Origin of the sequence: Chryseobacterium soli (assembly GCF_000737705.1) — a bacterium.
Lineage (GTDB): Bacteria > Bacteroidota > Bacteroidia > Flavobacteriales > Weeksellaceae > Chryseobacterium > Chryseobacterium soli.
The window spans coordinates 457604-482911 of sequence record NZ_JPRH01000001.1 but is presented as its reverse complement, the minus strand read 5'-3'; the positions used below and the strand labels follow the sequence as shown (position 1 = coordinate 482911).

The 25308-nt window shown below is 36.5% G+C and carries 26 protein-coding genes and 2 tRNA genes; 19 read left to right on the top strand and 9 right to left on the bottom strand.

Annotated elements, in window-relative coordinates:
* Nucleotides 1–68: 68 nt before the first annotated feature.
* From IW15_RS02200 to IW15_RS02165, 8 genes are all read left to right on the top strand, one after another.
* Complete coding sequence (locus IW15_RS02200; protein ID WP_034708958.1) at nt 69–2300, top strand: TonB-dependent receptor; 2232 nt, start codon at nt 69–71, stop codon at nt 2298–2300.
* A gap of 82 nt (nt 2301–2382) precedes the next feature.
* A complete protein-coding gene (locus IW15_RS02195; RefSeq protein WP_034708957.1) occupies nt 2383–3033 on the top strand; it encodes a hypothetical protein in 651 nt (216 codons plus the stop codon).
* Nucleotides 3034–3161: 128 nt separating this feature from the next.
* On the top strand, nt 3162–4478 hold the full coding sequence (locus tag IW15_RS02190; RefSeq protein WP_034708955.1) for a 2TM domain-containing protein: 1317 nt from the start codon (nt 3162–3164) through the stop codon (nt 4476–4478).
* A 10-nt stretch (nt 4479–4488) separates the two neighbouring features.
* On the top strand, nt 4489–4788 hold the full coding sequence (locus IW15_RS02185) for a 2TM domain-containing protein (RefSeq protein ID WP_034708954.1): 300 nt from the start codon (nt 4489–4491) through the stop codon (nt 4786–4788).
* Nucleotides 4789–4850: 62 nt separating this feature from the next.
* A complete protein-coding gene (locus IW15_RS02180; RefSeq protein WP_034708952.1) occupies nt 4851–5420 on the top strand; it encodes a methyltransferase family protein in 570 nt (189 codons plus the stop codon).
* Nucleotides 5421–5601: 181 nt separating this feature from the next.
* Complete coding sequence (locus IW15_RS02175; RefSeq protein WP_034708950.1) at nt 5602–5901, top strand: 2TM domain-containing protein; 300 nt, start codon at nt 5602–5604, stop codon at nt 5899–5901.
* Nucleotides 5902–5910: 9 nt separating this feature from the next.
* The gene (locus IW15_RS02170) at nt 5911–6186 is read left to right on the top strand and encodes a 2TM domain-containing protein (RefSeq protein ID WP_034708946.1); all 276 of its coding nucleotides are present in this window, start codon (nt 5911–5913) and stop codon (nt 6184–6186) included.
* Between the two features lie 59 nt (nt 6187–6245).
* Nucleotides 6246–6989, top strand: coding sequence for a LytR/AlgR family response regulator transcription factor (locus IW15_RS02165; protein WP_084681351.1), 744 nt, complete (start codon nt 6246–6248; stop codon nt 6987–6989).
* A 201-nt stretch (nt 6990–7190) separates the two neighbouring features.
* Here IW15_RS02165 and mnmA read toward each other — a convergent pair whose 3' ends face one another.
* Nucleotides 7191–8378 carry a tRNA 2-thiouridine(34) synthase MnmA gene (mnmA, locus tag IW15_RS02160; RefSeq protein ID WP_034708945.1) on the bottom strand — a complete coding sequence of 396 codons (1188 nt, stop codon included), beginning with the start codon at nt 8376–8378 and terminating at the stop codon, nt 7191–7193.
* A gap of 116 nt (nt 8379–8494) precedes the next feature.
* On the opposite strand from mnmA, the gene IW15_RS02155 reads away from it, so the two are divergent.
* A complete protein-coding gene (locus tag IW15_RS02155) occupies nt 8495–9022 on the top strand; it encodes a hypothetical protein (protein WP_034708943.1) in 528 nt (175 codons plus the stop codon).
* 135 nt (nt 9023–9157) lie between these two features.
* Here the strand turns inward: IW15_RS02155 and IW15_RS02150 are convergent, their stop codons facing one another.
* Nucleotides 9158–11686: an ATP-dependent Clp protease ATP-binding subunit gene (locus IW15_RS02150; RefSeq protein ID WP_034708941.1), complete on the bottom strand. Its 2529-nt coding sequence runs from the start codon at nt 11684–11686 to the stop codon at nt 9158–9160.
* A gap of 151 nt (nt 11687–11837) precedes the next feature.
* Between IW15_RS02150 and IW15_RS02145 the strand changes: the two genes are divergently transcribed.
* From IW15_RS02145 to IW15_RS02130, 4 genes are all read left to right on the top strand, one after another.
* Complete coding sequence (locus tag IW15_RS02145) at nt 11838–12065, top strand: hypothetical protein (RefSeq protein ID WP_034708939.1); 228 nt, start codon at nt 11838–11840, stop codon at nt 12063–12065.
* The gene (locus IW15_RS02140; RefSeq protein WP_034708937.1) at nt 12062–13168 is read left to right on the top strand and encodes a glycosyltransferase; all 1107 of its coding nucleotides are present in this window, start codon (nt 12062–12064) and stop codon (nt 13166–13168) included. Before IW15_RS02145 ends, IW15_RS02140 begins: the two co-directional genes overlap by 4 nt.
* An 80-nt stretch (nt 13169–13248) precedes the next feature.
* Nucleotides 13249–13668 (top strand): SufE family protein, encoded by a 420-nt coding sequence (locus IW15_RS02135; protein WP_034708936.1) that lies wholly within the window; start codon nt 13249–13251, stop codon nt 13666–13668.
* Nucleotides 13669–13670: 2 nt separating this feature from the next.
* On the top strand, nt 13671–14642 hold the full coding sequence (locus IW15_RS02130; protein WP_034708933.1) for a glycosyltransferase family 9 protein: 972 nt from the start codon (nt 13671–13673) through the stop codon (nt 14640–14642).
* Here the strand turns inward: IW15_RS02130 and IW15_RS02125 are convergent.
* The 4 genes from IW15_RS02125 to IW15_RS02110 form a co-directional block, all read right to left on the bottom strand.
* Nucleotides 14632–15753: a glycosyltransferase gene (locus tag IW15_RS02125; RefSeq protein ID WP_034708931.1), complete on the bottom strand. Its 1122-nt coding sequence runs from the start codon at nt 15751–15753 to the stop codon at nt 14632–14634. The two genes, IW15_RS02130 and IW15_RS02125, sit on opposite strands and share 11 nt — an antisense overlap.
* 150 nt (nt 15754–15903) lie before the next feature.
* A tRNA-Val gene (locus tag IW15_RS02120) sits at nt 15904–15978 on the bottom strand.
* A gap of 35 nt (nt 15979–16013) precedes the next feature.
* Nucleotides 16014–16088, bottom strand: a tRNA-Val gene (locus tag IW15_RS02115).
* Nucleotides 16089–16133: 45 nt separating this feature from the next.
* Complete coding sequence (locus tag IW15_RS02110; RefSeq protein WP_034708929.1) at nt 16134–17378, bottom strand: bifunctional folylpolyglutamate synthase/dihydrofolate synthase; 1245 nt, start codon at nt 17376–17378, stop codon at nt 16134–16136.
* 97 nt (nt 17379–17475) lie between these two features.
* On the opposite strand from IW15_RS02110, the gene IW15_RS02105 reads away from it, so the two are divergent.
* From IW15_RS02105 to IW15_RS02085, 5 genes are read left to right on the top strand one after another with little or no spacing between them, the layout of a single operon-like run.
* Nucleotides 17476–18822 (top strand): TolC family protein, encoded by a 1347-nt coding sequence (locus IW15_RS02105; protein WP_034708927.1) that lies wholly within the window; start codon nt 17476–17478, stop codon nt 18820–18822.
* A 1-nt stretch (nt 18823) separates the two neighbouring features.
* Complete coding sequence (locus tag IW15_RS02100) at nt 18824–19414, top strand: SprT-like domain-containing protein (protein WP_034708925.1); 591 nt, start codon at nt 18824–18826, stop codon at nt 19412–19414.
* Nucleotides 19415–19416: 2 nt separating this feature from the next.
* On the top strand, nt 19417–20499 hold the full coding sequence (locus tag IW15_RS02095; protein ID WP_034708923.1) for a mannose-1-phosphate guanylyltransferase: 1083 nt from the start codon (nt 19417–19419) through the stop codon (nt 20497–20499).
* 35 nt (nt 20500–20534) lie between these two features.
* Nucleotides 20535–21197, top strand: a complete 663-nt coding sequence (locus IW15_RS02090; RefSeq protein WP_034708921.1) for a hypothetical protein — start codon at nt 20535–20537, stop codon at nt 21195–21197.
* On the top strand, nt 21166–21699 hold the full coding sequence (locus IW15_RS02085) for a GNAT family N-acetyltransferase (RefSeq protein ID WP_034708918.1): 534 nt from the start codon (nt 21166–21168) through the stop codon (nt 21697–21699). Before IW15_RS02090 ends, IW15_RS02085 begins: the two co-directional genes overlap by 32 nt.
* Nucleotides 21700–21767: 68 nt before the next feature.
* Here the strand turns inward: IW15_RS02085 and bcp are convergent, their stop codons facing one another.
* On the bottom strand, nt 21768–22217 hold the full coding sequence (gene bcp, locus IW15_RS02080) for a thioredoxin-dependent thiol peroxidase (RefSeq protein ID WP_034708916.1): 450 nt from the start codon (nt 22215–22217) through the stop codon (nt 21768–21770).
* Nucleotides 22218–22249: 32 nt separating this feature from the next.
* Here bcp and IW15_RS02075 point away from each other — a divergent pair, with 32 nt between their 5' ends.
* Nucleotides 22250–22870 carry an endonuclease III domain-containing protein gene (locus tag IW15_RS02075; RefSeq protein ID WP_034708913.1) on the top strand — a complete coding sequence of 207 codons (621 nt, stop codon included), beginning with the start codon at nt 22250–22252 and terminating at the stop codon, nt 22868–22870.
* A 44-nt stretch (nt 22871–22914) separates the two neighbouring features.
* Here IW15_RS02075 and IW15_RS02070 read toward each other — a convergent pair whose 3' ends face one another.
* Together IW15_RS02070 and IW15_RS02065 are read right to left on the bottom strand one after the other, a co-directional pair.
* Nucleotides 22915–23361 carry a DinB family protein gene (locus IW15_RS02070; RefSeq protein ID WP_034708911.1) on the bottom strand — a complete coding sequence of 149 codons (447 nt, stop codon included), beginning with the start codon at nt 23359–23361 and terminating at the stop codon, nt 22915–22917.
* A 141-nt stretch (nt 23362–23502) separates the two neighbouring features.
* Complete coding sequence (locus tag IW15_RS02065) at nt 23503–25299, bottom strand: DUF885 domain-containing protein (protein ID WP_034708909.1); 1797 nt, start codon at nt 25297–25299, stop codon at nt 23503–23505.
* Between the last annotated feature and the right edge of the window lie 9 nt (nt 25300–25308).

The window sequence follows — 25308 nt, the reverse complement described above, 5'->3', positions numbered from 1 at the left end:
CCTTTCAGTAAGTTTTTTTTCCAACGAAGACATTTCCGCACGTATTTTTGAATCGAAAATTAATAACAATGAAAACACGAGGACAGCGATTATTACTTCTGATTACTTTTTTATCCTTCTTTCTGGGATATGCTCAGGTGAAGGTTTCCGGAAAAGTAGCATTCAGAAATAAAGGCGTAGCTGATGTAAATGTCACTTTAAAAGATACTTATGATGGGGCCACCACGGATGCACAGGGAAATTTCACCTTTGAAACTTCAGAAAAAGGAAATCATATCCTGACTTTTACCCATCCCAAATATGAAACGGTTGAAAAACCAGTATTGATTGAAAATCAGGATCTTTCAGTAAGTACAGATCTTAAAGAGCAGATCAGTGAAATTGATGCCGTTGTAGTTTCTGCAGGTTCCATTGAAGCAAGTGATAAAAAAAGAGCCACAGCATTACTTACTCCCATTGATATTTATACAACGGCAGGAGCAGACGGACAGATTTCTTCAGCATTAAATTATCTTCCGGGCGTTCAGAAAGTAGGAGAATCAGAAGGACTTTTCATCAGAGGAGGTACCGGAACAGAAGCTAAAATTTTTATGGATGGCAGTTTGATCAATAATTATTTTTCCAATTCCGTTCCGGGGATCGCGGGCCGGGATCGTTTTAATACCTCGCTCTTTAAAGGAAATATCTTTTCAAGTGGTGGATATTCTGCGCTGTACGGGCAGGCTCTTTCAGGAGCCCTGATGCTGGAAAGTGTAGATCTTCCGGATCAGAGTTCTTATGATGTTGGAATTTCTCCGATATTTTTAAGTGCCGGATTTCAGAAATTAGGCGACAATAAGAACTATTCTTATGGAGCTACTTTAGGATATTCTATCCTGAGTCTGATGCAGAAGGTGCTTAATTTTAACACTGATTTTATTGATGCTCCGCAAGGGCTTAACGGCGATTTTAATGTCAGAATTAAAACAAAATCCGGAGGTTTTTTCAAGTATTACGGAATGTACGACAGCAATAAAATGGGAGTAAAGTCAGAAAGCCTGGAGCCAGGTTATGATTTTAACATGATCAGATTGAAAGGAAAAAGTACGTATCACAATCTTTCTTTCAGACAGAAATTCGGGAAATATCTATTAAATGCTGGAGCTTCCTATTCATACAATCAGTCGGACCTTAATTTTTCAACACAGACAAATGATGTAGAATCGGAAAGGACAAAGCTTTTAACAGATGGAAATTATATCAACTTCAAAGCTGTTTTAGAAAGGAAAATCAATAAAATTAGTGCCTTAAGAGGAGGTTTTGAGTTCAATAATACCGATGAAAAACTCAATTTTGAAGCAGTAAACAAAGATTACAAAGATTTGATTTCTTCCGTATTTGCAGAAACAGATTTAGGATTCAGCAATGCGTTATCCGCAAAAATAGGAGTGAGGGCAGAACATTCTTCTTTCCTGGACAAAAGCAATATCGCACCGCGTTTGGCACTGGCATATCGTTTAGCAACAAACTGGACAACATCTCTGGCTTACGGGTTGTTCTTCCAGAATCCGGAAAGTAAATATATCAACGGGCCTGCGGATTTAGATTTTCAAAAATCTCAACATTATATTTTACAGATTCAAAGAGCTTCGGAAGGAAGAAGTCTTCGGTTGGAAGCTTTTTATAAAAAATACGATCAATTGGTCAAAACCATCAATATCACACCGAATGTCAATCAGAATCAACAGATTCAAAGTGCCTTCAATAATAATGGGTATGGATATGCAAAAGGCCTGGAACTGTTCTGGAGGGATAAAAAAACCTTTGAAAATATCGATTACTGGATCAGTTATTCATTTCTGGATTCAAAAAGGGATTTCATGAATTATCCCATGAGTTTAAAACCCAATTTTGCTTCTGCACACACGCTTTCTGCTGTTGCTAAAAGATTTATCCCGGAATGGAAGCTAGGCGTTAATCTTTCCTACACCTATTCAAAAGGAAGACCGTATTATGATATTCTGACTCAGAATACCACGAATATCATCCGCCATGAAGGATCCCTGAAAGATTATAATGCCCTGAATATAAGTTTTAATTACCTGCCCAATCTTGGAAAAAAAGATTCGAAAGCCTTTACCGTATTCGTATTAAGCATTTCCAACGTGCTGGGAGCAAAAAATGTATATGGGTATAATTTTTCTATGGACGGCGCAAGAAGTTCGGCAGTCGTGCCTCCGGTGAATACTTTTGTCTTTGTAGGAGCTTTTATCAGCTTCGGAGTCGACAGAACACAGGATGCCATCAATAATAATCTGTAAAAATATTGGTATGTAAAAAGCTATACAAACCACGGAATACATATCTTAGAACAAAAATATAAACCTTAAAAAAATTAGAAAAATGAAAAAATACTTATTAAGTTTTGCTTTAGCTTTCGTAAGCTTAACAGCTTTTGCTCAGGCAGATTATGACAAAATCATGTCTGACAAAATCGCAAAAATAGAAACCTGCAAAACTCCTGAAGATTTTCAGACGTTAGCCAACGATTTTCAAAGGATTGGAAGTAAAGAAAGCAGTAAGTGGCTGCCCGCATATTATGCCGCATTCTCTACCATACAGAAGGGAAGGGTAATGATGAGAAACGGAAATACGCAGGCGTTGGATGGTGTTGCTGACGAAGCAGAAAAATACCTTGCCACTGCTCAGAATCTTGCAGGAGCTGATAATGCTGAGATCCGTCTTCTGAAAAAAATGTCCTACTCACTAAGAATGATGGTGAACCCGCAGCAGCGTTATATGACAGATGGAGCCAGAGCAACTGAGGAAATGAATACAGCAGAAAAACTGGAACCGGATAATCCGAGAATTGCACTGATCAAGGCCGAAGACGTTTACTTTACTCCTGAACAGTTCGGGGGAAGCAAAACCAAAGGTCTGGAAATGTTTAAAGATGCCTTAGCAAAATTCAATGCATATAAACCGAAAACGGCATTAGATCCTAACTGGGGCAGGGCAGAAGCTGAATATTTCATCAGCCAGCCGGTAAAATAACAAAACAATCAAACCTTCCGATTCAGGAAGGTTTTTTTATGCCGTTCGGAACACAAAATCAACCCTTCGGTAAGAAATTATTTTTGATACCTTTAATATGAACTATTTTTGAACCAAGAAAAACGACAATGAAACGCAAGAACCTGATTGTACTGCTTTGGGTATCCATCGGAACAGCACTATTTTTCTTTTTATTCTTTACAGATGAAAAGACTCTCCACAATTTTATCCTTTCCTTTGCGATATCAGCATTGTATTCTTTCTTTTTAGGCATTGGAAACGGGCTTTTAAACGATTTTCTCAATAAAAAGATTCCATGGTCTGAAGCCACTACGAAAAGAGCTGTAATAAGCATTATTTCTATCCTTGTCGCCAATTTTATTTTAGTGTATCTGTGTAACTACATCAATTTTGTGATTTTTCAGAAAGCGGCTACACCCGCAGAGTTCTTCTCCGGAAAATACAATTTCATGAATTGGTTTATGGTGAATATTGCCTTGCTTATTTCTGCTTTCCTCCACGCTAAAGGCTTTATGGAAGAACTTAAAAAGACTTCCAAAAAAGAAGTGGTAGAACAAAAATTAATCGCTACATCAGCAAATGCACAGTTTGAAAGCTTAAAAAACCAGCTGGATCCTCATTTCCTGTTTAATTCTTTGAATGTTTTAAGTTCATTAATTGATGAAAATCCGAAGCAGGCTCAGAAGTTTACTGCTTCAATGTCAAAGATTTACCGATATGTATTGGAACAGAAAGATAAAGAGCTGGTCACCGTAGAAGATGAAATAGAATTTGCAAAAACGTATTGCGATCTGTTAAAAACAAGGTTTGAGGATAGTGTAGATTTTATCTTTGAAGTCAATAAAGAAGATTACCGACGATATGTCGTACCGCTTTCCCTTCAGCTGCTGCTGGAAAACTGTATCAAACATAATTTTGCCACTTCTTCAAAACCTTTAATTATTAAGATCTTTTCAGAAAATGACATCCTGTGCATTGAAAATAATCTCCAGGAAAGAGAGCAGATGAAAGAAAGTGCAGGAATTGGTCTCGCCAATATTGTACAGCGGTATTCACTGCTTACCAAGAGAAATGTCTTTATAGAAAGATCTGAAGATTATTTTAAAGTAAAACTTCCGGTACTATCTGTTAAACCCAATACGATCAGCACAAAAATAGATAACACAGATAAGGCTTATGAAAAGGCTCAGAAACGGGTGAAAGAAATAAAAGGGTTTTATGGAAACCTCATTTCGTACTGTATTGTTATTCCGTTTTTAATTATTGTAAATCTGGTTACCAGTCCCAAAAATATTTGGTTTTTCTTTCCGATGCTAGGATGGGGAATTGGTCTTGCAGCTCATGCAATGAATGTTTTTGCAATAGGTAAAAACTGGGAAGAACGAAAGATCAGAAAGATTTTAGAAAAGCAAAATAAACAATAAATCTATAGCCATGAAAACAATCGATGAAAATGATATGCAATACAGGGAAGCAGTACGCAAAGTAAAAAGAATCAAAAACTTTTATCTATCTGTTTTCATTTATGTGGCAGTAAACCTCTTTATTTTATACCTTAATTACAGAGAGTTAGATCAAAATGAGACGATCTGGCATATTGAATATTTTATTCTTCCTATTATTTGGGGAGCAGTGTTACTGCTGTACGGAATGTCAGTCTATTTTTCAGGATTTATGCTGGGTCGTAAATGGGAAGAAAAGAAAATCAAAGAACTCATGGATAAAGAAAAGTAAACAAATTATCTGCTTAATGAATTCATTTTTAACTATAAATAATAACCATAAAATCTCAAATAATGAACCCTTTACAAATCATATTTTACTTGTCCATGGCAGCATGGTTTATCAGTGAATCTCTATATAAAAATATGCTGAAATCAGGAGAATCAGACAAACAAAATAAAGATAAATCGACCCTGAATATCTTATGGACCGCCATTCCTTTTTCCATTGCTACCTCTTTGATAGCCTCTAATATGACGAGGCTTCCGATTACGAATGAACAATCAATCTATTATATAGGAGAAGCTCTTATTCTCATTGGGCTAATCGTCAGATTTATAATCATTAGATCATTAGGAAAGTATTTTACAGTAGATGTTACGATAAAGCAGGACCATAAAATTAAAAAAGAAGGCTTCTATAAATATCTCCGTCATCCTTCTTATGCTTTTTCTCTGCTGACATCGCTGGGGCTTGGACTTTATTTAAATAACTGGCTGTCATTACTTTTAGCATTTATCCCTCCCTTTCTCGCCTTTAGCTACCGAATTGCTATTGAAGAACAAGCGCTTATAGAGCAATTTGGAGAAGAATATATTGAATACAGAAAAAAGACAAAGAAATTAATTCCTTTTATCTATTAAGGCACTTCAAGTTACAGGGTAGATCTAAGAAAAGCAGAATTCTTTTTCATAAAAATGCTCCTTTTTACAGCTCAGATCTGAAATTCTACAGTTCGGTAAGATAAAATTGATAGAGCCCGATTTCCACCCTACATTTGACTCAACAAAACATACAAACCCGACAATTTTAAAACAAATACTTATGGAAACAATATCAGTAAACAAAGAAACGATAGCTTACAGAAAAGCATCAAGAAGAGTAAAAGAACTGAAAGGATTTTATGGAAACCTTACTTCCTACTGTTTGGTAATTCCGTTTTTAGCAATATTAAACCTTATTACGGCTCCTGAACATTTATGGTTCCTTTGGCCAATGCTGGGATGGGGAATGGGACTTTTTGCCCATGGAGTGAATGTATTCGGAATCGGAAAAGCATGGGAAGAGAAAAAGATCAAAGAATTGATGGAGAAAGATGCCCAACCATTTAAGAAAACTTTTTAAACGAATATCATGGACTATAATAATGCACATAAAAGAGTGAATGAATTAAAGAAATTCTATAAGCACCTGGCCTGGTTTGCCATCATTGTTGGAATTTCAGTCATTAATAACTATTCAGGACATGGAAGCTTTCATTTAAGTCTGTTCAATGGTTCAGTCCTATTGCTCATCTGGGGAGCTGTTTTAGCGATGAAAGCCGTAAAGCTTTTTATTTTCAACTCAGACTGGGAAAAAAGAATCCTGGAAGAAGAGCTTAAGAAGGATAAAACACCAATAAATTTCTAAAAGCCATAAGTTTTATTTACTTTTAGCACTTAAATTTTAAAACTAAAAACCGCAGGTCAATGATCAGAACTGTCATTATTGAAGACGAAAAGCCAGCTTCAAGAAAATTAGAAAGAATGTTAAGCATTTTTACTGAAATTCAGTTGGTTGCAAAATTAGAATCCGTAGAAGAAGGAATTGCCTGGTTTTCTGAAAATGAACATCCGCAGCTTATTTTTTCGGACATTGTTTTGGGGGACGGTCTGTCATTCGATATTTTTGAAAAAATTCCTACAAAAAGTTTTATTATCTATACGACAGCTTTTGACCAGTATACGCTGAAAGCCTTTAAGCTAAACAGCATCGATTATCTGCTGAAACCTATTTTAGAAGAAGATCTGGCGGGCGCGATCGAGAAATATAAATCATTTATTCCTTCAGATAATGCAGTCAGCTCACAGGAAATTAAACAGCTAATAAAAAAAGATAAAAGTACCCTTTCCCGGATTTTGGTGAAAATCGGCTACAATTTAAAAATTGTCCAGACGCATGAAGTTTCCTGCTTTTACAGCGAGAATAAGATTGTGTATCTGCAGACGCAGGAAAGAAATTATCCCTCAGATTTTACGCTGGATGAATTGGAAGAGGTGCTGGACGAAAAGAAATTTTTCAGGGTAAACCGACAGTTTATCATCAATTCAGATTTCATTAAAAACATTCACACTTCACCTAATTATAAAGTAGATTTAGAATTTCAGCCGCAGGAAGAAATTACAGTAAGCAGAGACAGAGTAAAAGATTTTAAAGACTGGCTGGTGTGTTAACTAATTGTCATTAATTTGATTATATTGAATGTATTCAAGTTGTTTTTAATTGAAAAAAACCTCTTTATTTTAATTAAAATGATCAAAATAAAACCTTGAACACAAGTGCTCAAGGTTTTAATATATAATAACTGTTTATTCTTTATGATCCTTTTCCTTTGTCTGTATTGAGTAAATATAATAATTACGGAAAATAAACCTTTACGAAATCACTCCGCTTCCTAAAAGCTCATCACCAATATACCACGAAGCAAATTGTCCCTCAGCAATCGATGATTGTTCTTTTTCAAATTCCATATACAATGCATTATCAAACTGGTAAATTGTTGCTTTTTGCAACTCCTGTCTGTAACGGAATCTTGCCATTACTTCCATAGATTCTCCGGATTTCAGTTTTAAATCTTCACGAACCCAATGAATTTCTGAAAGATCAACTTTAAGTGCCTTTTTATGTAAACCAGGGAAGCTGTGTCCTTCGCCCACAAAAATAATGTTGTTTTCCATATCTCTGGATATGATAAAACAGCTTTCTTTATGGCCTCCTATTCCAAGCCCCTTACTTTGGCCGATCGTGAAAAACTGAGCCCCCTGATGCTTTCCTATTACTTTTCCGTCAGTTTTTTTATAATTGATTTTTTGAGACAGGAACTCCAGCTCTTCTTCTTTTGAAGAAAATTCCGGTTTTCCCTGAGAAAAAATTGGAGAATCTTTGAAAATTTCTACAATTTCACCTTCTTTAGGAACTAATTGCTGCTGCAAAAACTGTGGCAGGCTTACTTTACCGATAAAGCATAATCCCTGAGAATCCTTTTTATCAGCAGTGACCAATCCAATTTCTTTTGCAATTTCTCTTACTTGTGGCTTTGTAAGCTCTCCAATAGGGAATAATGCTTTTGACAATTGATCCTGATTCAGCTGGCAGAGAAAATAAGACTGGTCTTTATTATTGTCTTTTCCAGCCAAAAGATGGAAAATTTCCTTTCCGTTTTCATCAAAAGTAGAATTTACTCTTGCATAATGACCTGTAGCCACCTTATCGGCACCTAAAGACATCGCTGTTTTCATGAAAACATCAAATTTAACCTCTCTATTACACAAAACATCTGGATTGGGAGTTCTTCCTTTCTGATACTCATCAAACATATAATCTACGATACGTTCTTTGTAAAGGTCACTCATATCAATCACCTGAAATGGGATTCCCAGCTTCTGGGCTACCATTAAGGCATCATTGCTGTCCTCAATCCAAGGGCATTCATCTTCTAACGTTACCGAAGCATCGTTCCAGTTTCTCATAAATAAAGCCACGACTTCGTGACCCTGTTGCTGCAGCAGATATGCTGTAACACTGGAATCCACACCTCCGGATAATCCTACAACTACTTTCATGTTATTTCAATTTTACGAAACTCTTAACGGGAGTTCTTAGTTTGACGCGGCAAAAATACGATTAAAAAGATTCGCAAAAAAATGATAATTTTAGAGATTGATAAAAACGATATACTATGAAAAAAATTACAATTGCAATGATGCTGATGCTTTCAGGATCTGTTTTTTGCCAGGTTTCGGTCGGTACGGCCCCACAGGAAACGAATAAATGGACCTTTGGAGGTGGAATTGGTCTTGGCTTCGGAAGTAACAGCGCATTCTATCTTCAGGCTTCACCAAGGGTGGGATATAGGCTTACTGACGATCTTGAAGGAGGTGTTGTTGGAAGCGTATCCTGGCAGACTTCAAATTCATATAAATCAACCATGTTTGGAGTAGGACCGTTTGTCAATTATTATTTTGCGAGATCTTTTTACGTAGGAGCAAATCTTCAGCATTATTTTATTAACTATAGAGATAAGTTTTACGACTATAAAGTAAATGGAGAGGAAACCGCTTTATACCTTGGTGGTGGATACATGCAGCGAATAGGAGGGAACTCTTTTATGCAGCTGGGATTGATGTATAATGTACTTTGGAAAGAACAATCAAGTGCTTTTTCCAGTGGATTGGTGCCCAATATTGGTTTTGTAGTAGGACTTTAAATGAATGTAAATAGTGAATTGTTATTCATTTGGTTAACAAAAATATTCTGGGATTTAATTTGTGAAATCTATCTAATTACAAAAAGCATCGAGTTATCTCGATGCTTTTTTATGTATTAAATAATTAATGTATTATTAAGAAGATTTCTCAGCAGATTTTTTTGTTTTCTGTGGTTTTCCGGCTAATCCATCTTTCGCTTCGTTTACATCCAGTGTAATAGTTTCACCTTCGTTCAATTGTTTATTTACCAGCATTTCAGCTAATAAATCCTCAATGTACTTCTGGATCGCTCTTTTCAATGGTCTTGCTCCGAAATCTTTATCCCATCCTTTTTCAGAAATGAAATCTTTGGCTTCTTCAGTAAGATCAACTTTGTAGCCTAATTTTTCAAGTCTGCTGTATAGTTTGTTCAATTCAAGATCAATAATTTTCTTGATATCGGTTTTTTCAAGAGAGTTGAAGATCACGATGTCATCAATTCTGTTCAGAAACTCAGGGGCAAATGCTTTTTTAAGGGCATTTTCAATGGTACTTCTGGCTCTTGTATCAGAATTTGACTTTTTAGCAGAAGTTCCAAATCCTACACCGTCTCCAAAATCTTTAATATCTCTGGTACCAATGTTTGAGGTAAGGATAATGATCGTATTTCTAAAGTCAATTTTTCTTCCTAAACTATCAGTCACGAATCCTTCATCCAAAATCTGTAACAGAATATTGAACACATCCGGGTGAGCTTTTTCAATTTCATCCAAAAGAACGACTGCATAAGGTTTTCTTCTTACGGCTTCAGTCAGCTGACCACCTTCTTCGTATCCAACGTATCCCGGAGGCGCTCCAACCAATCTTGAAACTGCGAATTTCTCCATGTATTCACTCATGTCAATTCTGATCAGTGATTCATCAGAATCAAAGAGTTCTCTTGCCATTACTTTAGCAAGCTCAGTTTTACCGACACCGGTAGTTCCTAAGAAAATGAATGTTCCGATAGGGCGATTAGGATCTTTCAGACCTGCTCTGTTTCTTTGAATCGCTTTAACGACTTTTTTCACAGCATCTTCCTGACCGATTACTTTTCCGTTCAGTTTTTCATCCATCTGAGCAAGTTTATCAAGCTCATTCTTACCAACTTTAGTTACAGGAATGCCGCTCATCATAGAAACAACTTCAGCTACATTTTCATCCGTAACGGTTTCTTTTTTCTCTTTTACATCTTTATCCCATTTTTCCTGGGCTACATTCAGTTCCATTTGAAGACGTTCCTCTTCATCTTTAAGCTTTCTGGCCTCAAGATAATCCTGAGCTTTTACAGCTTTCTGTTTCAGATCCTTAATCTCTTCAATTTTTTGTTCAAAATCAATGATTTCGGTCGGAACTTTCATGTTTTTAATATAAACACGGGAACCCGCTTCATCCATTGCATCAATCGCTTTGTCCGGTAAGAAACGGTCTGTAATATATCTTGCAGTCAAATTGACACAAGCCAGAATAGCTTCCGGAGTATATACTACATTGTGATGCTCTTCATATTTATCTTTGATTTGATTCAGAATCTGAATGGTTTCATCAATAGAAGTTGGCTCTACCATTACTTTTTGGAATCTTCTCTCCAGTGCTCCGTCTTTTTCAATGTACTGACGGTATTCATCCAGAGTAGTGGCACCAATACATTGAATTTCGCCCCTTGCCAAAGCAGGTTTGAACATATTGGATGCATCAAGACTTCCTGTAGAACTTCCTGCGCCTACAATCGTATGAAGCTCATCAATGAATAAGATTACATCACGGTTTTTCTCTAATTCCGTCATGATGGCCTTCATTCTTTCTTCGAACTGTCCACGATATTTGGTTCCTGCAACTAAACTTGCAAGATCCAGCGTGATCACTCTTTTACCATACAGAACTCTTGAAACTTTCTTCTGCTGAATTCTTAAAGCCAATCCTTCTGCAATGGCAGATTTACCTACTCCCGGTTCCCCGATAAGCAGTGGATTGTTTTTCTTTCTTCTCGATAAGATTTGAGAAACTCTCTCAATTTCTTTTTCACGGCCGATTACGGGATCTAATTTTCCGTCTCTTGCCAGTGAAGTAAGGTCTCTTCCGAAATTATCCAGGGTAGGTGTTTTGCTTTTTGCAGAACCTAAATTTCCTGAAGGTTTTCTCATTTGCTCAAAATCTTCTCTTTCATCGTCATCGTCATATGCACTCATTTGAGGCGCCTGTCCGGAGTTTTTAAGCATGGTTTGATATTCCCTTGAAACACCTTCATAATCTATATCATAAGCACCTAATATACTTGAGGTAGGATCTTCATATTTGTAAAGGATGCCGAGAAGCAGATGAACGGTATTAATTTCATTGCTTTTATATTGTCTGCATTCCAGTTCTGCACGCTTAATGGCATGATCTGCCATCTTCGTGAAAGAAATATTGGTAACCTCCTCAGAAATAGGATTAAGACTTGCTGTATTTAGAGTTTCAATTTTTCTTCTGATTTGTGTTAAATCCGCATTAAGGTTGTTAAGGATTTCTTTAGCAGAGTTTTCCGTTTTTATAATACCTAAAAGTAGATGTTCTGTATTAAGAAATTCACTTTTCAGCCTTTTTGCTTCATTTTTGCTCTGTTTGAACACTTGGCTCAAACCTTGTGAAAACTTATAATCCATAATATATCTCATTAGAATAATGGCAACATTACCATTTATCTATTATCTAAATTACAAATATTTTACCAAAAACCAATAAATGACTTTATGGCAGAAAAAATTTTATTATCTTATTGAAAATGATTAAGTTTGTTTCCCTTAAATTCCTCTTATGACTCCCGAATTTGCTAACTATATCGGATATGCCGCTTCCCTTTTTATCGTACTAAGCTTTGCATTAAGAAATTTACGGAAAATCAGAATTGTTAATTTAATCGGATGTGCCTGTTTTGTAGTATATGGTATTTACAGCGGAATGCTGTGGCCGGTTATTATTCCTAATGGTTTGCTCTGTTTTGTGCAGGTGTACCATTTGATCACAGGAAAGAACGGAAAATGAAAAGGAAAAAAATAATTACCTCCGCTTTTAGTAATTTATATACAGACCAGCGTATTGAAAAAATCTGCCGTACACTGCATGATAACGGCTATGAGGTAGAACTGATAGGAAATAACTGGAAAGGATCGGAAGAAATGGCGCGTCCTTATCCGTTTTCAAGAATACAATTATTCTCAAAAAGTCTGAAGACTGCTTACTTTGAATTTAACTGGAAACTGTACCATGAATTAAAGAAAAAAGCAGACCGGAACACGATTCTCCATGCGAATGATATTGATGCGCTGCTGCCTAATTATCTGATCGCAAAAAAATTAAATATTCCTCTGGTTTTTGACAGTCATGAGATTTTTTCTGAAATGCCGGCAATTCAGGGCAAAATGTCACAAAAATTATGGCGTTATCTGGAAAAAACCGTAGTTCCAAAGCTTGAATTCATGATAACGGCCAGTGGAAGCTATGCGAAATGGTTTCAAAAAAAGTATGGCGCAGATCCGGTTGTTATTCAAAACGCACCCAGAAAAATAGATTTTCAGACAGAGATTCCAGAAAATAATCCAAAGATACTTCTTTACCAGGGTGCCATAAATCCTTTCCGAGGAATCGATAAGGCCATTTTGGCAATGCATCACTTGGATCATGTTATATTTACCATTGCAGGTGATGGTCCAAGGAAAAAAGAATATGAGGAATTGGTTATTCAGGAGAACCTTCAGGATAAAGTTCGGTTTCTGGGGAAATTATTGCCCGATTCTTTACGGAAAGTTACGATGTCTGCTGATGTCGGGATGAGTATTGAAGAAAATGGGGGTGACAGTTATCTTTACTCGCTTCCAAATAAAGTTCTGGATTGCATCCAGGCACGACTTCCCTTGATTATGGCGAGCCTTCCGGAAATGGAAAATATTAAAAAGCAGTTTGATGTAGGAGTGATTATAAAAGATCACCAGCCAGAAAACATTGCTGAAGCAGTAAGAAAGGTTTTAAATAAAGGTAGAAAAAGCTATCAGAAGGAACTGGAAAAAGCCTCAAATGCTCTTTGCTGGGAAAATGAAGAACAGAAACTTTTGAAAGTTTTTGAAAAAGCATCTGATTCAGTAAGATGATGTTCACATTATTATATTTGCGAACAGTTTACCACTTTAAGCCTAAAGCATAATTTAGTATCTTTGCAGAAAGTATAGAAATGACCATTAAAGAAAAACAGCAGGAAATAATCGACGAATTTGCATTTCTTGATGATTGGGAGCAAAAATACGAATACATCATTGATCTTGGAAAAGAATTGAAAGGGCTTTCTGAAGACAAGAAGGTAGACGAAAACCTGATCAAAGGATGCCAGAGCAAGGTGTGGATCGATGCTGAGTTCAAAGATGGGAAACTTTTTTTCAATGCCGACTCTGACGGAATTCTTCCGAAAGGAATTGTTTCTTTACTGGTAAGCATTTATAGCGGCCATTCTATGCAGGAAATTTTAGACTCTGATTTTGAATTTATTTCTGAAATCGGACTGCAGGAATTTCTTTCTCCATCCAGAGCCAACGGATTGATGGCCATGACCAAGCAGATTAAATTTTACGCAGTTGCCTATCAACTGAAATCGTAGTCGTGACAAGAGTTTTAGCATATCGTTTTTCCGCTTTTGGCGATGTCGCAATGACAGCGCCTGTTTTTCGGGAATTTTTGGAACAAAACCCGGATGTTGAAATCATTATGGTTTCCAGAAAAAATTTCGAGGGGCTGTTTGCCGGTATTCCCAATGTCATATTCAAAGGGATTGATCTTGATGATTATAAAGGATTCTTTGGTTTAAGAAGGCTAGCCAGCGAACTTATTAAAGAGTTTAACCCGGATTATATTGCGAATCTTCATGATGTGATCAGGACTAAAATTTTAGATAAAATTTACAGACAAAAAGGGCTTAAGGTATTCAAGATCAATAAAGGGAAAGAGGAAAAAGAGCGGTTAACCGACATCTGGAATCTGGATAAAGTGCAGCTTAAAAAAACAGTTGAGCGTTACGCGGATGTGTTTCGTGAAATGGGATTTAAGGTTGAGCTTTCGCATCAGCTAAGACCTACATGCGACCAGAAATCAGGAATAGGCTTTGCTCCTTTTGCCCAGCACAAAGGAAAAATGCTTCCTTTGGAAAAATCATATGAATTGGCGAAAATTCTTTCTAAGAAACATACCGTTTATTTTTTTGGAGGGGGTAAAAAAGAAACTGAAACCCTTGAAAAATGGGAAACGGAGATCCCAAATACAAAAAGTCTTTCCGGAAAATTAAGCCTTACTGAGGAACTTCATAAAATATCTGAATTGGAATTAATGATTTCAATGGATTCTGCCAATATGCACCTGGCGAGCCTTATGGGAACCAGATGTGTTTCTGTTTGGGGGTCTACCCATCCCTATGCTGGCTTTCTTGGTTTTGGTCAGAGTGAAGATGATGTAGTGCAGGTTACGGATTTGACATGCAGACCCTGTTCGGTATTTGGTGATAAAGAATGCTACAGAGGGGATTGGGCATGTCTGGAAGAGCTTAATATCCAAAAAATTGTTCAGGCTGTTAATCTTTAAAAATAACAGCGACTATTTCCTTTGCTTTAGCTTTATCCGAATAGTTTTGTTGTAAAATTTCTTTTCTCTCAGCAGTTAAATTATAATTCTGTTCTGCTAACGTCATAATATGCGCACGAATTTCTTCAATGGTAGAACCGTAGCTGCATAAATTGATTAAATCTTTATCATCAGTAATATTAGGATTAATGATCACAAACCTGCTGTTGTAAAGTGCATTGAACAGCTTCACCTTCGTCCCTGAATTTTGGTAAGAAAGGAGAATATTGGCATGGGCATTTTCAAAAAGAAGGTGCAGATTGTCATCGTTTTCGATGGGTACAAGCCGGATGTTCTCAATCTTATTGATTTTTTTCTTTATACTTTCATTGGCGCGGTCGGAGGCTACTATCAATGGGTAGTCAGGAAGGCTTTTAAACAGTGAAATTGTCTCGTCTAACGCTTTTTTGTTGTCAGAAGTAGTCAGGTCTCCATGAAACAGAAAATAATCCCCTTTTTTGTCTAAATTTTTCACCACTTCATTTCCATGAAACAGATGAACGAGTACAGCGTTTGCTGAAAGGTTGGATGTTTCCATATATTCCTTTTGAGAAAGGCAGAAAACAGCGTCGAATTTCTTTAAAAGCTTATTCTGGTAATGATGAAACTTAAAGCTTTCAAGTGTGTAGATAATTTTTTTAAAAATATTTTTTTCTGATTTCGCAAGTCCCTTATAGTAGGCTGATTCGTTATTATGAAGCCGAAGATAGAGCTTGAATCCCTTGTTTTTAAAACAGTTAATAACAGCTGTAGTCTGGAGTCCTTCAAATAACAAAGGGGCTTTATAAGTATTTAAATTCTTAAGCAAAGCCTCTGAATTTCTTATCGCAGCAGCAAAAGGTTTTCTGGAGAAATAGAGCATTGGATTTTTCTTCTTCTCATAAAAGAAAATATTGGCAACGAGACTCTTTATTTCATCATCAACCTTTTGTGGGATTTTATCTACAAAACAGTGCAGATGGATGACAACGCCAATTTCCGACAGGGCTTTAATTTTATAGTAAACGTCAATGATTCCACCGTACGTAGGAGGGTAGGGGTAATTAAATGATATAATGTGAAGTTCCTTCAAAGCTTAAAAATATTAATAAAGCCAAACAGGTCGTAAAGGTAAAGAAATATAGATGGAATACCATTCCTTGGAAGAGTTTGTGAAAATATTTGTATCAAATAGGAATAGTAAAGACATAAAAAAAACTCTCAATTTCTTGAGAGTTTTGTGTGGGCCCTGAGGGATTCGAACCCCCGACCCTCTGGGTGTAAACCAGATGCTCTGAACCAACTGAGCTAAGAGCCCTGAATTTTTTTTGAAAGGCTTCAGTTACCTTTGTGTGGGCCCTGAGGGATTCGAACCCCCGACCCTCTGGGTGTAAACCAGATGCTCTGAACCAACTGAGCTAAGAGCCCCTATGTATAACGATTATCTCGTTTAGAGTGGTGCAAATATACGACTTATTCGGAAATCTCCAAATTTTTTTCTAAAAATTCTCCTACAACAAAGTTACTTCCGCCGATAAAAATCATTTCTTCGTTTGTACATTCCTCTTTTGCAGAAAGATAGGCTTCTTGCACCGAATTGAAAATTTTATAAAAAATTTTTGCTTCGATCAGTAGGTTTTCATAATCTTCGGGATGTCTGCCCCTATGGATAGACGGTTTTGCAAAATAAAATATAGAATTTTCGGGAAGCATATTCATCACTTCATCTATTTTTTTGTCATTCACAAAGCCCAAAATAACATGCTTGCGTCGGTCAATAGAATTAAGCTGGCCAAAAACCTGCTCTAATCCTGCCTGGTTATGGGCAGTATCACAGACCGTCAGGGGAGTTTGTGAAAATTCAAACCAGCGGCCTATGAATCCTGTATTTCTGTGAACATGTAATAAACCCTGTTCAATATGTTGGTCGGAGATTTTTACCTGTAATTTTCTTAATTCTTCTATCAAAGCCAGCACAACTTTGATATTCTTTTGCTGATAATTGCCTCTTAAATCTGACTGTAAATCCGACTGTATCAGAGAAGCATCAATAAACCGTGCATTTTCCTGTCTGGCTTTCTCTTTAATGATATTTTTAACCACTTCATGATCGTCTCCGAAAACAATAGGAGTATTGTTTTTAATAATTCCTGCTTTTTCTCTGGCAATTTCCTCAATGGTATCTCCTAAAATGTTTTGATGGTCAAGCTGAACATTGGTAATCGCAGCAACCAATGGTTTGATAATATTGGTTGAATCCAGCCTTCCTCCTAAACCCACTTCAATAATGGCAAAATCTACCTTCTGCTGATGAAAATATTCAAAAGCCATAATCGTAGTAAATTCAAAAAAAGAGGGTTGAATATCGTCAGGAAGATTTTTAAGTTTTTGAATAAAATCAAAGACAAACTCTTTATTACAGTTTTTACCGTTAACTTTTATACGTTCTGTAAAGTCAATAAGATGAGGTGAATTATACAAACCCACTTTATAACCCGCTTCCTGAAGAACTGAAGCCAGCATATTACTCGTAGATCCTTTTCCGTTAGTCCCTCCAATATGGATGCATTGTATGCTTTCCTGAGGATTACCAAAGAAATCACAAAGTCTTATAATGTTATCTAAACCAGGCTTGTACGCTTTTTCTCCATCAATCTGATAGTTGGGAGCCTGCACAAAAAGCCAGTCTACCGCTTCTTGGTATTGTTCGTTTGTCATGGTGCAAAATTCTCAAAAGTTTTTTTAAAATAAAATAATAATTTTTAAAACTGTAACTTTTTTATATTTGAGTCGTCTAATAAGTTAAAATATTAATATGAAAAAAGTTTGGATTATCGTTTTTGGATTAAGCTGTCTGGGGATCAATGCTCAGAAAAGGTGGTCCTTAAGAGAATGTGTAGACTATGCAGTGGAGCATAATCTTCAGGTTATCCAAAATCAATATTCAAAACAGATTCAGGATTCTAACCTTAAAATGGCGAGAAAACAATATCTGCCCTCTGTATCCGGAACCATGTCTAACAGCGTGAGTTTTGGGCAGACTTCATTCGGAACCGGAAGTTTGAGGAATGACAGATTCAGCAACAGTTCTAATTTGGGTGCAGATATGTTAATTTACAATAACGGAAGACTGGAGAAAAACATTAGAAAAAGTGAGTTTGATGTAGAAGCCAGCCAATATGATATTGAAACGATTAAAAATGACATTTCCCTGCAGATCGCACAGCAATATCTTACCACTTTATTAAATAAAGAAATTGTAAAGATCTCTGAAAGTGCGGTTGAAAATGCTCAAAAGCAATATGACAGAGCAAAAATAACAACGCAGGTTGGAACTACAGCTCAGACTATTTTAGCAGAAGCAGAAGCGGCATTAGCAAGGGAGAAACAAAACCTTAAAACAGCAGAGATCAATGTTGGAAGAAGCCTTTTTGCCATGGCACAGCTTTTACAGCTATCAGATTATAAAGATTTTGATGTTGAAAATGTAAATGTGCCTGATCAGCTAGAACCGCAGTTAAAATCAGTAGACGAAGTACTTACTACAGCATTTGAAAACCAGCCTCAGATCAAGGCCGCAGAAAGCAGAATAAATTCTGCCATCGCACAAACGGAAGTGAGTAAAACAGCTTTCTGGCCTACTATTTCTGCAAGTGCCGGAATTGGAAGTTTTTACAATAATCTTTTAACTACAAATATAACAGGATATGATGTGTTTGGAAGCCCTGTTATGGAAAGAAATTTATTTGGACAGTATAAGGATAACTTTGGACAGCAGGCAAGTATTTCACTGAATGTTCCTATTTTCAATAAAGGAATTACCAAACTTCAGGTAGAACAGTCTAAAATAAATGAAAGTATTGCTAAAATTACATTGGAGCAACAAAAACAGACGGTAAGACAGAATGTACAGAAAGCACAGTTTGACGTAGATGCTAACTATGAAACATTTTTATCAGCTGTGGAAACAGAAAAAAGTACAAAGCTGGCCCTGGATTTTGCAGATAAAAGCTATACAGCAGGAAGAACAACCATCTATGATGTGAATGTTGCTAGAAATAACTACGCTAATGCACAGGGATCTGTGGCACAGGCTAAATACAATTACCTTTTCAGCCTTAAACTGCTGAATTTCTATGCCGGAATTCCACTAAGTTTATAAAATGTCTATTCAATCCTTAGAAAAATATTTACCACAAGATACACTTCAGTATTTAAAAATATGGTTTTCAGATTATTATATCCATATAAAAATTACACGAAATAGGAATTCTAAACTGGGAGACTACAGAAAGCTCCCAGATAATTCCCATGAAATTACGATCAATTCTACCTTAGCTCCACAGCTTTTTTTCTTTGTTTTGACTCATGAGCTGGCTCATTTAATCGCCTTTGAAAAATACGGACGCAGAATCTCTCCCCACGGCAATGAGTGGAAGGAAACTTTTAGAAAAATGCTTCTTGAAAGTCTTCAGGTGTATGACGAAGATTTAAAGCCTATCATTGTGAAATTTTCAAAATCTCCGAAGGCCAATTTTATGGCCAGTCCGGATCTTGTAAAATATTTTCATATTGAAACACAAGATGATAGCCTTCAGTTTATTGAAGAACTTCAAAAAGGAGATTTTTTTATATATCGCAACGAAAAGTATTTATTAGAAGGTCTGATTAAAAAAAACTATCTTTGTAAGAACCTGGCTACAGGAAGGAAGTATTCTTTCAAGCCTCTGGCAAGGATAGAAAAATGTAGTTAAGAATGTCAAAATCATATAAATACTGTGTCATAATGGCGGGAGGAATCGGAAGTCGGTTCTGGCCTATGAGTACGCAGAAATTTCCAAAACAGTTTCAGGATATTTTAGGAGTGGGGCGAACCATGATCCAGCAGACCTATGACAGGATCAGCAAGATTATTCCTAATGAAAATATATTCGTCATTACCAATAAGGAGTATGTAGCGCTTTCGCACCAGCAGCTTCCGGAGGTTCCTGAAGAAAATATTGTCGGCGAGCCGTTGATGAAAAACACCGCTGCCTGCAATTTGTATATGGCCAATAAAATTGCTGAAATTGACCCGAATGCTACCATGATCGTATTGCCGGCAGACCATTTGATTTTAAAGGAAGAGACTTTCCTTCAAAAAGTGGAAATTGCTTTTGATCTGGCATCAAAAAATGACTATCTGGTGACTTTAGGAATTACTCCTACAAGACCTGATACAGGATATGGCTACATTCAGTTTGTAGAAAAAAAGAACTCAGATTTTTTTAAAGTGAAAACCTTCACCGAAAAACCTATTCTGGAACTGGCTCAAAGTTTCCTGGAAAGTGGAGATTTTCTTTGGAATGCGGGGATATTCATCTGGAATGTTAAAAGCATCCATCATGCTTTTGAAATGTATCTTCCGGAAATGACACAGCACTTTATGGCCTGCGAATACAATTCTCAGAAGGAGAACTCATGTATTGAAAACATTTATCCGAAAGTTCAAAAGATTTCTATCGATAACGGAATTTTAGAAAAAGCGAAAAACGTATATGTAATCCCTTCTGACCTGGGATGGAGTGATCTGGGAACATGGACTTCTATCTATGAAAATACGGAAAAGGATACCAATAATAATGCGGTAAAACTAAAGCATCTCCTGACCTACAATGCGAAAGGAAATATTATCCGCTTAAAAAATAATAATAAAGCCGTGATTATTGACGGGCTTGAAGACTATATTATTGTAGATACAGATAAAGCACTGTTGATCTGTCCAAGAGCTAATGATCAGCTGATAAAAGATTATGTCCTTGATTTGAAGAGTTTCAAAAAAGGAGAAAAGTTTATGTAACAATCATTGGTATACTTTCTGCTGATTTTTAATCTATGAAAAAATTTACAACCCCACTTATCTTGCTTATTTTCTTGTTTTTAGGATTCTCAGGGAATGCTCAGGAGAAGAAAAATTTTGCAAGCATTCAGAATATTCTATATGAAATCGTCCCAAACGACAAAATAGATTCTTGGGTGTTGGTATACAACAGCTATGGAAAAAACCAGGAAGTAAAAACCTCTGGCGGAAAGAAAGAATACACGCCGCAGTTTTCCGGGTTTAATTTATTTCCCAGTGAAGACAGTTTTTACTATATTGCCTATGCTGCGGGCGGAAAAATGAATTATGTAACAGATCTTGAAGGACTTAAAAAGTTCATAGGAAAGATTGATAATGTGGAAGAAGCGGCCATTGCAATGACAATTGATGGATATCTCATTGATGAAGAGTTCAAAGATATTGCCGGGAATTATTATGAAGATCGTTCCAATTATTACTTAGATATGGGGAAGCTTACTTCAAAAGAATGCCCTTACCAAAAGACACATTATACGCTAACCATCAATAAGTCGACCGGAGCCGTTAGTCAGGTAAAAGATAACGGAACCTATATCGAGCTTTATAATAAGAAATGTGCAAATAATCCCAGACTTTTAAAAATAGAAAAAAAAGAAGAACCAAAGGATGGAGCCAAAAAAACAACCAAGAAAAAATAGTTCTTACGAAACGGAAAGACTGATTATCCGTCCCATGTCACTGGATGATAAAGAATTCATTTTTGAGCTTTATAACCGTCCTAAATTCATACAATACATCGGAGACCGTAATATTAAAACTATTGCTGATGCCGAAAATTATATCAGAGACCGCTTTCTTCCGCAATTTGAAAAGTTAGGATTCGGGAACTATCTGGTAGTCACCAAAGATGAAAATAAGAAAATCGGGGGAGTAGGAATCTTTGAAAGAGAAGGACTTGATGTTATGGATATTGGGTTTTCGCTGCTTGAAGAATTTGAAGGCAAAGGATATGCTTATGAAGCTGCCCTAAAAGTAAAATCCATTGGGATGGATGAGTTTGGGATGAAGAAAATCTCTGCCATTACTTCAAAGGATAATTTTTCCTCTCAAAATTTAATTGAAAAACTGGGCTTACAGTTCAAAAAATATGTTACAATTCCGAATGATGAGGAAGAGCTTATGTATTATGAATTAGGCTAGCTAATATACTATTTGTCATTCTGAACTTAAAGAATCATTTAAACATTCAGAATGACAAATGATTTTTTTTACCCCTCTAAAATCTGTTCTGCCGCTGTTTTAGAAGTCACTTTTTCTATCACTCTGGTGCAGATTCCGTTTTCGTCAAAAATAAAGGTTGTCCTTACAATTCCCATATAGGTTTTTCCAAACGTTTTTTTCTCCTGCCAAACCCCGAACTTTTCAATGATATCATGGTTCTCATCTGCAATCAAATCATACGGAAAAGCAAATTTGTTGTGAAAATTTTTCTGTTTTTTTACAGAATCCCCGCTGATCCCCAATAACTGAAATCCCGCTTTCTCCAATTGAGAATAATTATCACTCAGATTACAAGCCTCTACTGTACACGTAGGAGTATTTGCTTGTGGATAAAAGAATATAATTAATTTTTTTCCTGCTAATGTTGATGAGGTTATAGTCTCACCATCCTGATTAACTCCTTCAAAATTTGGTAATTTGTCTCCTGCTTGCAGCATAATGTTTATTTTTGTTCAAATTTAGTGGTTAAATGACAAAAAAACAAAGAGCAGAACTCGTTCAGCTTGAATTAGAAAAATTATATCCGGAAGTTCCCATTCCGTTGGCTCATACCGATAATTTCACCCTTATGGTTGCGGTAGCACTTTCTGCACAGACAACTGATAAAAAAGTGAATGAAGTTACCCCCAATCTTTTCAGAGTGGCCGGGACGCCGGAAAAAATGGCTAAACTAGAGGTTTCTGAAATTAAAGAATTGATTAAAGAAATCGGACTCTCTAATACCAAAGCTAAAAACCTTAAGAGAATGGCTGAGCTTTTATTGGAAAAACATAATGGAGTAGTGCCGCAAACGTATGAAGAACTAGAGGCGCTTCCTGGAGTTGGCCACAAAACAGCATCTGTGGTGATGAGTCAGGGCTTCGGTTTTCCTGCTTTTCCGGTCGATACACACATCCAAAGACTGATGACGCAATGGAAGCTTACTTCAGGAAAAAGCGTCGTAGAAACGGAAAGAGATGCAAAAAACATTTGGAAGGAAGAAGTATGGAATAAGCTCCATCTTCAGATTATTTTCTACGGCAGAGAATATTCTCCTGCAAGAGGAAAAGGGGAGAAGGACTTCATTACGAAAATGATGTTTGAAAAATAAAAAACAACCTCGGAAAGGTTGTTTTTACTATTGAAAATTTGTTTTTAGTTGTCCAGCAGTCTTCTGTGATAATTGATCTGCCCTAAGTGATAACTCAAATGCCCAAACAGATGAATCAGAAAATATTCAGTTGTCATTTTGTATCCTAAAGCTTCAAGAGGGTATTCTTTTTCCAGATCATTTGCATTAAGCTGCCCGAGTGTTTTGATAACAATATCTAATGTTCCTTCAATTTTTTCAATGAGCTCAGTACGTGGAATATTTTTTAATGAAAACTCCAGTTCTCTGTTTCTCACATAACCCGAGTTTCCCAATATTGCTCCGACAAAATGATTAAGATTTCCAACCAAATGGAGACAAAGATTTCCTGCAGAATTAGTGATGCTTTTATCTATTTTCCACATTGAATCTTCGTTCTGGTAAGATTCGATTTCGATTTTTAATTTATGTAAATCTCTTTCGTAAAGTGATTGTAGACTTTCTGTGATCATTGTTTGTTATTTTAAAAGATCTTATTGTAAAATTAGGAGAACATTTCTGGTGAATTAAAAACGGGATATTCTAATAAATTATAATAGAAAAATCCCGTTATATGTATAGTTATTGCCTTTAAAGACGAATATTGCTAAGTGTTACTTCTGCTTTTTCGCCCAAAGATCCATTTTTCTGTTTAAAACATCCAATGGTAAACATCCCTGGCTTAATACTTCATCGTGGAAGCTTGCCAGACTGAATTTTTTGCCCAGTTCTTTTTGGTATTTATCTCTTAGCTCACGGATTCTCAATGACCCTATTTTGTACCCTAATGCTTGGCCCGGCATTGCCATATAGCGTTCCACTTCCGCAGTTGCTCCAGCTTCATCATATGAGATGTTGCTTAAAAAGTATTTGATAGCTTCTTCTCTTGTCATTCTTCCGGTGTGAAGACCAGTATCTACTACCAATCTCACAGCTCTCAGCATTTGATCGCTTAAATATCCCATTTTTTGATAAGGATCAGTGTATAATCCGAATTCAGGGCCTAGCGTTTCACAATAATGTGCCCAGCCTTCTCCATAAGCTCCGAACCATCCGAATCTCATAAACTTAGGAAGTTTGGTGTTTTCCTGCTGTAAAGAAACCTGATAATGGTGCCCTGGAATTGCTTCATGCAGGAATAAAGATTCCATGCCGGAAGTAACGTTGAATTTTGCAGGATCAGGAAGCGGAACATAGAAAATACCAGGTCTCTTGCCGTCAGGAGTTCCCTGAATATACTCAGCACTCGCACTGGCTTCCCTGAATTTTTCAGTCTGTCTGATCTCAAATTTTGTTTTTGGAGTCACGCTGAACATCGTTTTCAGCTTCGGAGTAATTTTAGCTAAAATTCCGTTAAATCCGGCCAAAACTTCTTTTGAGGTTTTGTAAGGCATGGCTTTAGGATCTGTTTTCACAAAATTGATAAACTCTTCCAGGGTTCCTGTGAAACCAACCTGTTGTTTTACTTTTTCCATTTCTGCACGGAGCATAGCCACCTGCTGTAGTCCTATTTTGTTGATCTCTTCAGGGGATTTGTTGGTCGTAGTCCAGCTTTTTGCATAATATCTGTAGATTTCATTACCATTAGGCAGGCTGTTGTATCCATCGGTTTCTCTTGCCTTTGGAAGGTATTCTTTTTCTAGGAAGCTTCCCATTTTGACATAAGCAGGAATGATTTTTTTAGAGATAGCCTCTTTATAAAGCGCTGAAAATTTATCCTTTTGAGCCTGTGTAAAATCTTTCGGGAAATTTTTTATCGGTCCGTAGAATATATTTTTATCAAAATCAGCAGTGGTGATTTCCTCAGCTTTCATTTGAGGAATCATCTTAATAACCAGTTTCTTAGGTAGAACAATTTTATTATTGATTCCCTGTCTGAAATTTTCTGTTGCGGCATCCATCCATTCCGGGAATTTATCCATTCTCATTAACCAGTCGCTGTAGTCTTTTTCAGTTTTAAAAGGTTGGCTTCCCTGTCCGCTTCCATATAATGGGAAACTTAACGGAAGTCCGCCAAACTGTGTAAAAGGAATGTATTCCGGATGGTAAGCATAGCCTTCAATTCTGTCTTTTAATGTATAATCCAGTACATCATATACCACTTTGTCGTCATCAGTAAGGGCTTTATAATCTACCTGGTCCAATTGTTTTTGGACGGAGTTGTAAAAAGCAACTTCTCCGGAAATAAAGTCTTTATCAATATTTATCGGAAGCTGGTCGTTATATCGTAAATCTCCCTGAGAAGTTGCCTCCAAAGGATAAATCTTTAAGTACTGCTCATAATAATTGGAAGCAATGGAATCTAAATTGGTAGGAGTAACTTTCGTTAAAGGTGAATCGGATTTTTTACAGGAAGCAAGACCAATAAGCAAGCCTATCCCCAAAATACTTTTCGAAACAATGTTTTTCATTTTCAGAAT

Excerpts from the sequence above, each read along its gene's own strand:
- IW15_RS02180 (WP_034708952.1), top strand. The coding sequence starts at position 4,851 with ATGAACCCTTTACAAATCATATTTTACTTGTCCATGGCAGCATGGTTT.
- bcp (WP_034708916.1), bottom strand. The coding sequence starts at position 22,217 with ATGCTGCAAGCAGGAGACAAATTACCAAATTTTGAAGGAGTTAATCAG.
- IW15_RS02100 (WP_034708925.1), top strand. The coding sequence starts at position 18,824 with ATGTCTATTCAATCCTTAGAAAAATATTTACCACAAGATACACTTCAG.
- IW15_RS02090 (WP_034708921.1), top strand. The coding sequence starts at position 20,535 with ATGAAAAAATTTACAACCCCACTTATCTTGCTTATTTTCTTGTTTTTA.
- IW15_RS02065 (WP_034708909.1), bottom strand. The coding sequence starts at position 25,299 with ATGAAAAACATTGTTTCGAAAAGTATTTTGGGGATAGGCTTGCTTATT.
- IW15_RS02155 (WP_034708943.1), top strand. The coding sequence starts at position 8,495 with ATGAAAAAAATTACAATTGCAATGATGCTGATGCTTTCAGGATCTGTT.
- IW15_RS02105 (WP_034708927.1), top strand. The coding sequence starts at position 17,476 with ATGAAAAAAGTTTGGATTATCGTTTTTGGATTAAGCTGTCTGGGGATC.
- IW15_RS02085 (WP_034708918.1), top strand. The coding sequence starts at position 21,166 with ATGGAGCCAAAAAAACAACCAAGAAAAAATAGTTCTTACGAAACGGAA.
- IW15_RS02170 (WP_034708946.1), top strand. The coding sequence starts at position 5,911 with ATGGACTATAATAATGCACATAAAAGAGTGAATGAATTAAAGAAATTC.
- IW15_RS02075 (WP_034708913.1), top strand. The coding sequence starts at position 22,250 with ATGACAAAAAAACAAAGAGCAGAACTCGTTCAGCTTGAATTAGAAAAA.
- IW15_RS02200 (WP_034708958.1), top strand. The coding sequence starts at position 69 with ATGAAAACACGAGGACAGCGATTATTACTTCTGATTACTTTTTTATCC.
- IW15_RS02110 (WP_034708929.1), bottom strand. The coding sequence starts at position 17,378 with ATGACAAACGAACAATACCAAGAAGCGGTAGACTGGCTTTTTGTGCAG.
- mnmA (WP_034708945.1), bottom strand. The coding sequence starts at position 8,378 with ATGAAAGTAGTTGTAGGATTATCCGGAGGTGTGGATTCCAGTGTTACA.
- IW15_RS02095 (WP_034708923.1), top strand. The coding sequence starts at position 19,417 with ATGTCAAAATCATATAAATACTGTGTCATAATGGCGGGAGGAATCGGA.
- IW15_RS02070 (WP_034708911.1), bottom strand. The coding sequence starts at position 23,361 with ATGATCACAGAAAGTCTACAATCACTTTACGAAAGAGATTTACATAAA.
- IW15_RS02165 (WP_084681351.1), top strand. The coding sequence starts at position 6,246 with ATGATCAGAACTGTCATTATTGAAGACGAAAAGCCAGCTTCAAGAAAA.
- IW15_RS02150 (WP_034708941.1), bottom strand. The coding sequence starts at position 11,686 with ATGGATTATAAGTTTTCACAAGGTTTGAGCCAAGTGTTCAAACAGAGC.
- IW15_RS02185 (WP_034708954.1), top strand. The coding sequence starts at position 4,489 with ATGAAAACAATCGATGAAAATGATATGCAATACAGGGAAGCAGTACGC.
- IW15_RS02175 (WP_034708950.1), top strand. The coding sequence starts at position 5,602 with ATGGAAACAATATCAGTAAACAAAGAAACGATAGCTTACAGAAAAGCA.
- IW15_RS02140 (WP_034708937.1), top strand. The coding sequence starts at position 12,062 with ATGAAAAGGAAAAAAATAATTACCTCCGCTTTTAGTAATTTATATACA.
- IW15_RS02190 (WP_034708955.1), top strand. The coding sequence starts at position 3,162 with ATGAAACGCAAGAACCTGATTGTACTGCTTTGGGTATCCATCGGAACA.
- IW15_RS02195 (WP_034708957.1), top strand. The coding sequence starts at position 2,383 with ATGAAAAAATACTTATTAAGTTTTGCTTTAGCTTTCGTAAGCTTAACA.
- IW15_RS02145 (WP_034708939.1), top strand. The coding sequence starts at position 11,838 with ATGACTCCCGAATTTGCTAACTATATCGGATATGCCGCTTCCCTTTTT.
- IW15_RS02135 (WP_034708936.1), top strand. The coding sequence starts at position 13,249 with ATGACCATTAAAGAAAAACAGCAGGAAATAATCGACGAATTTGCATTT.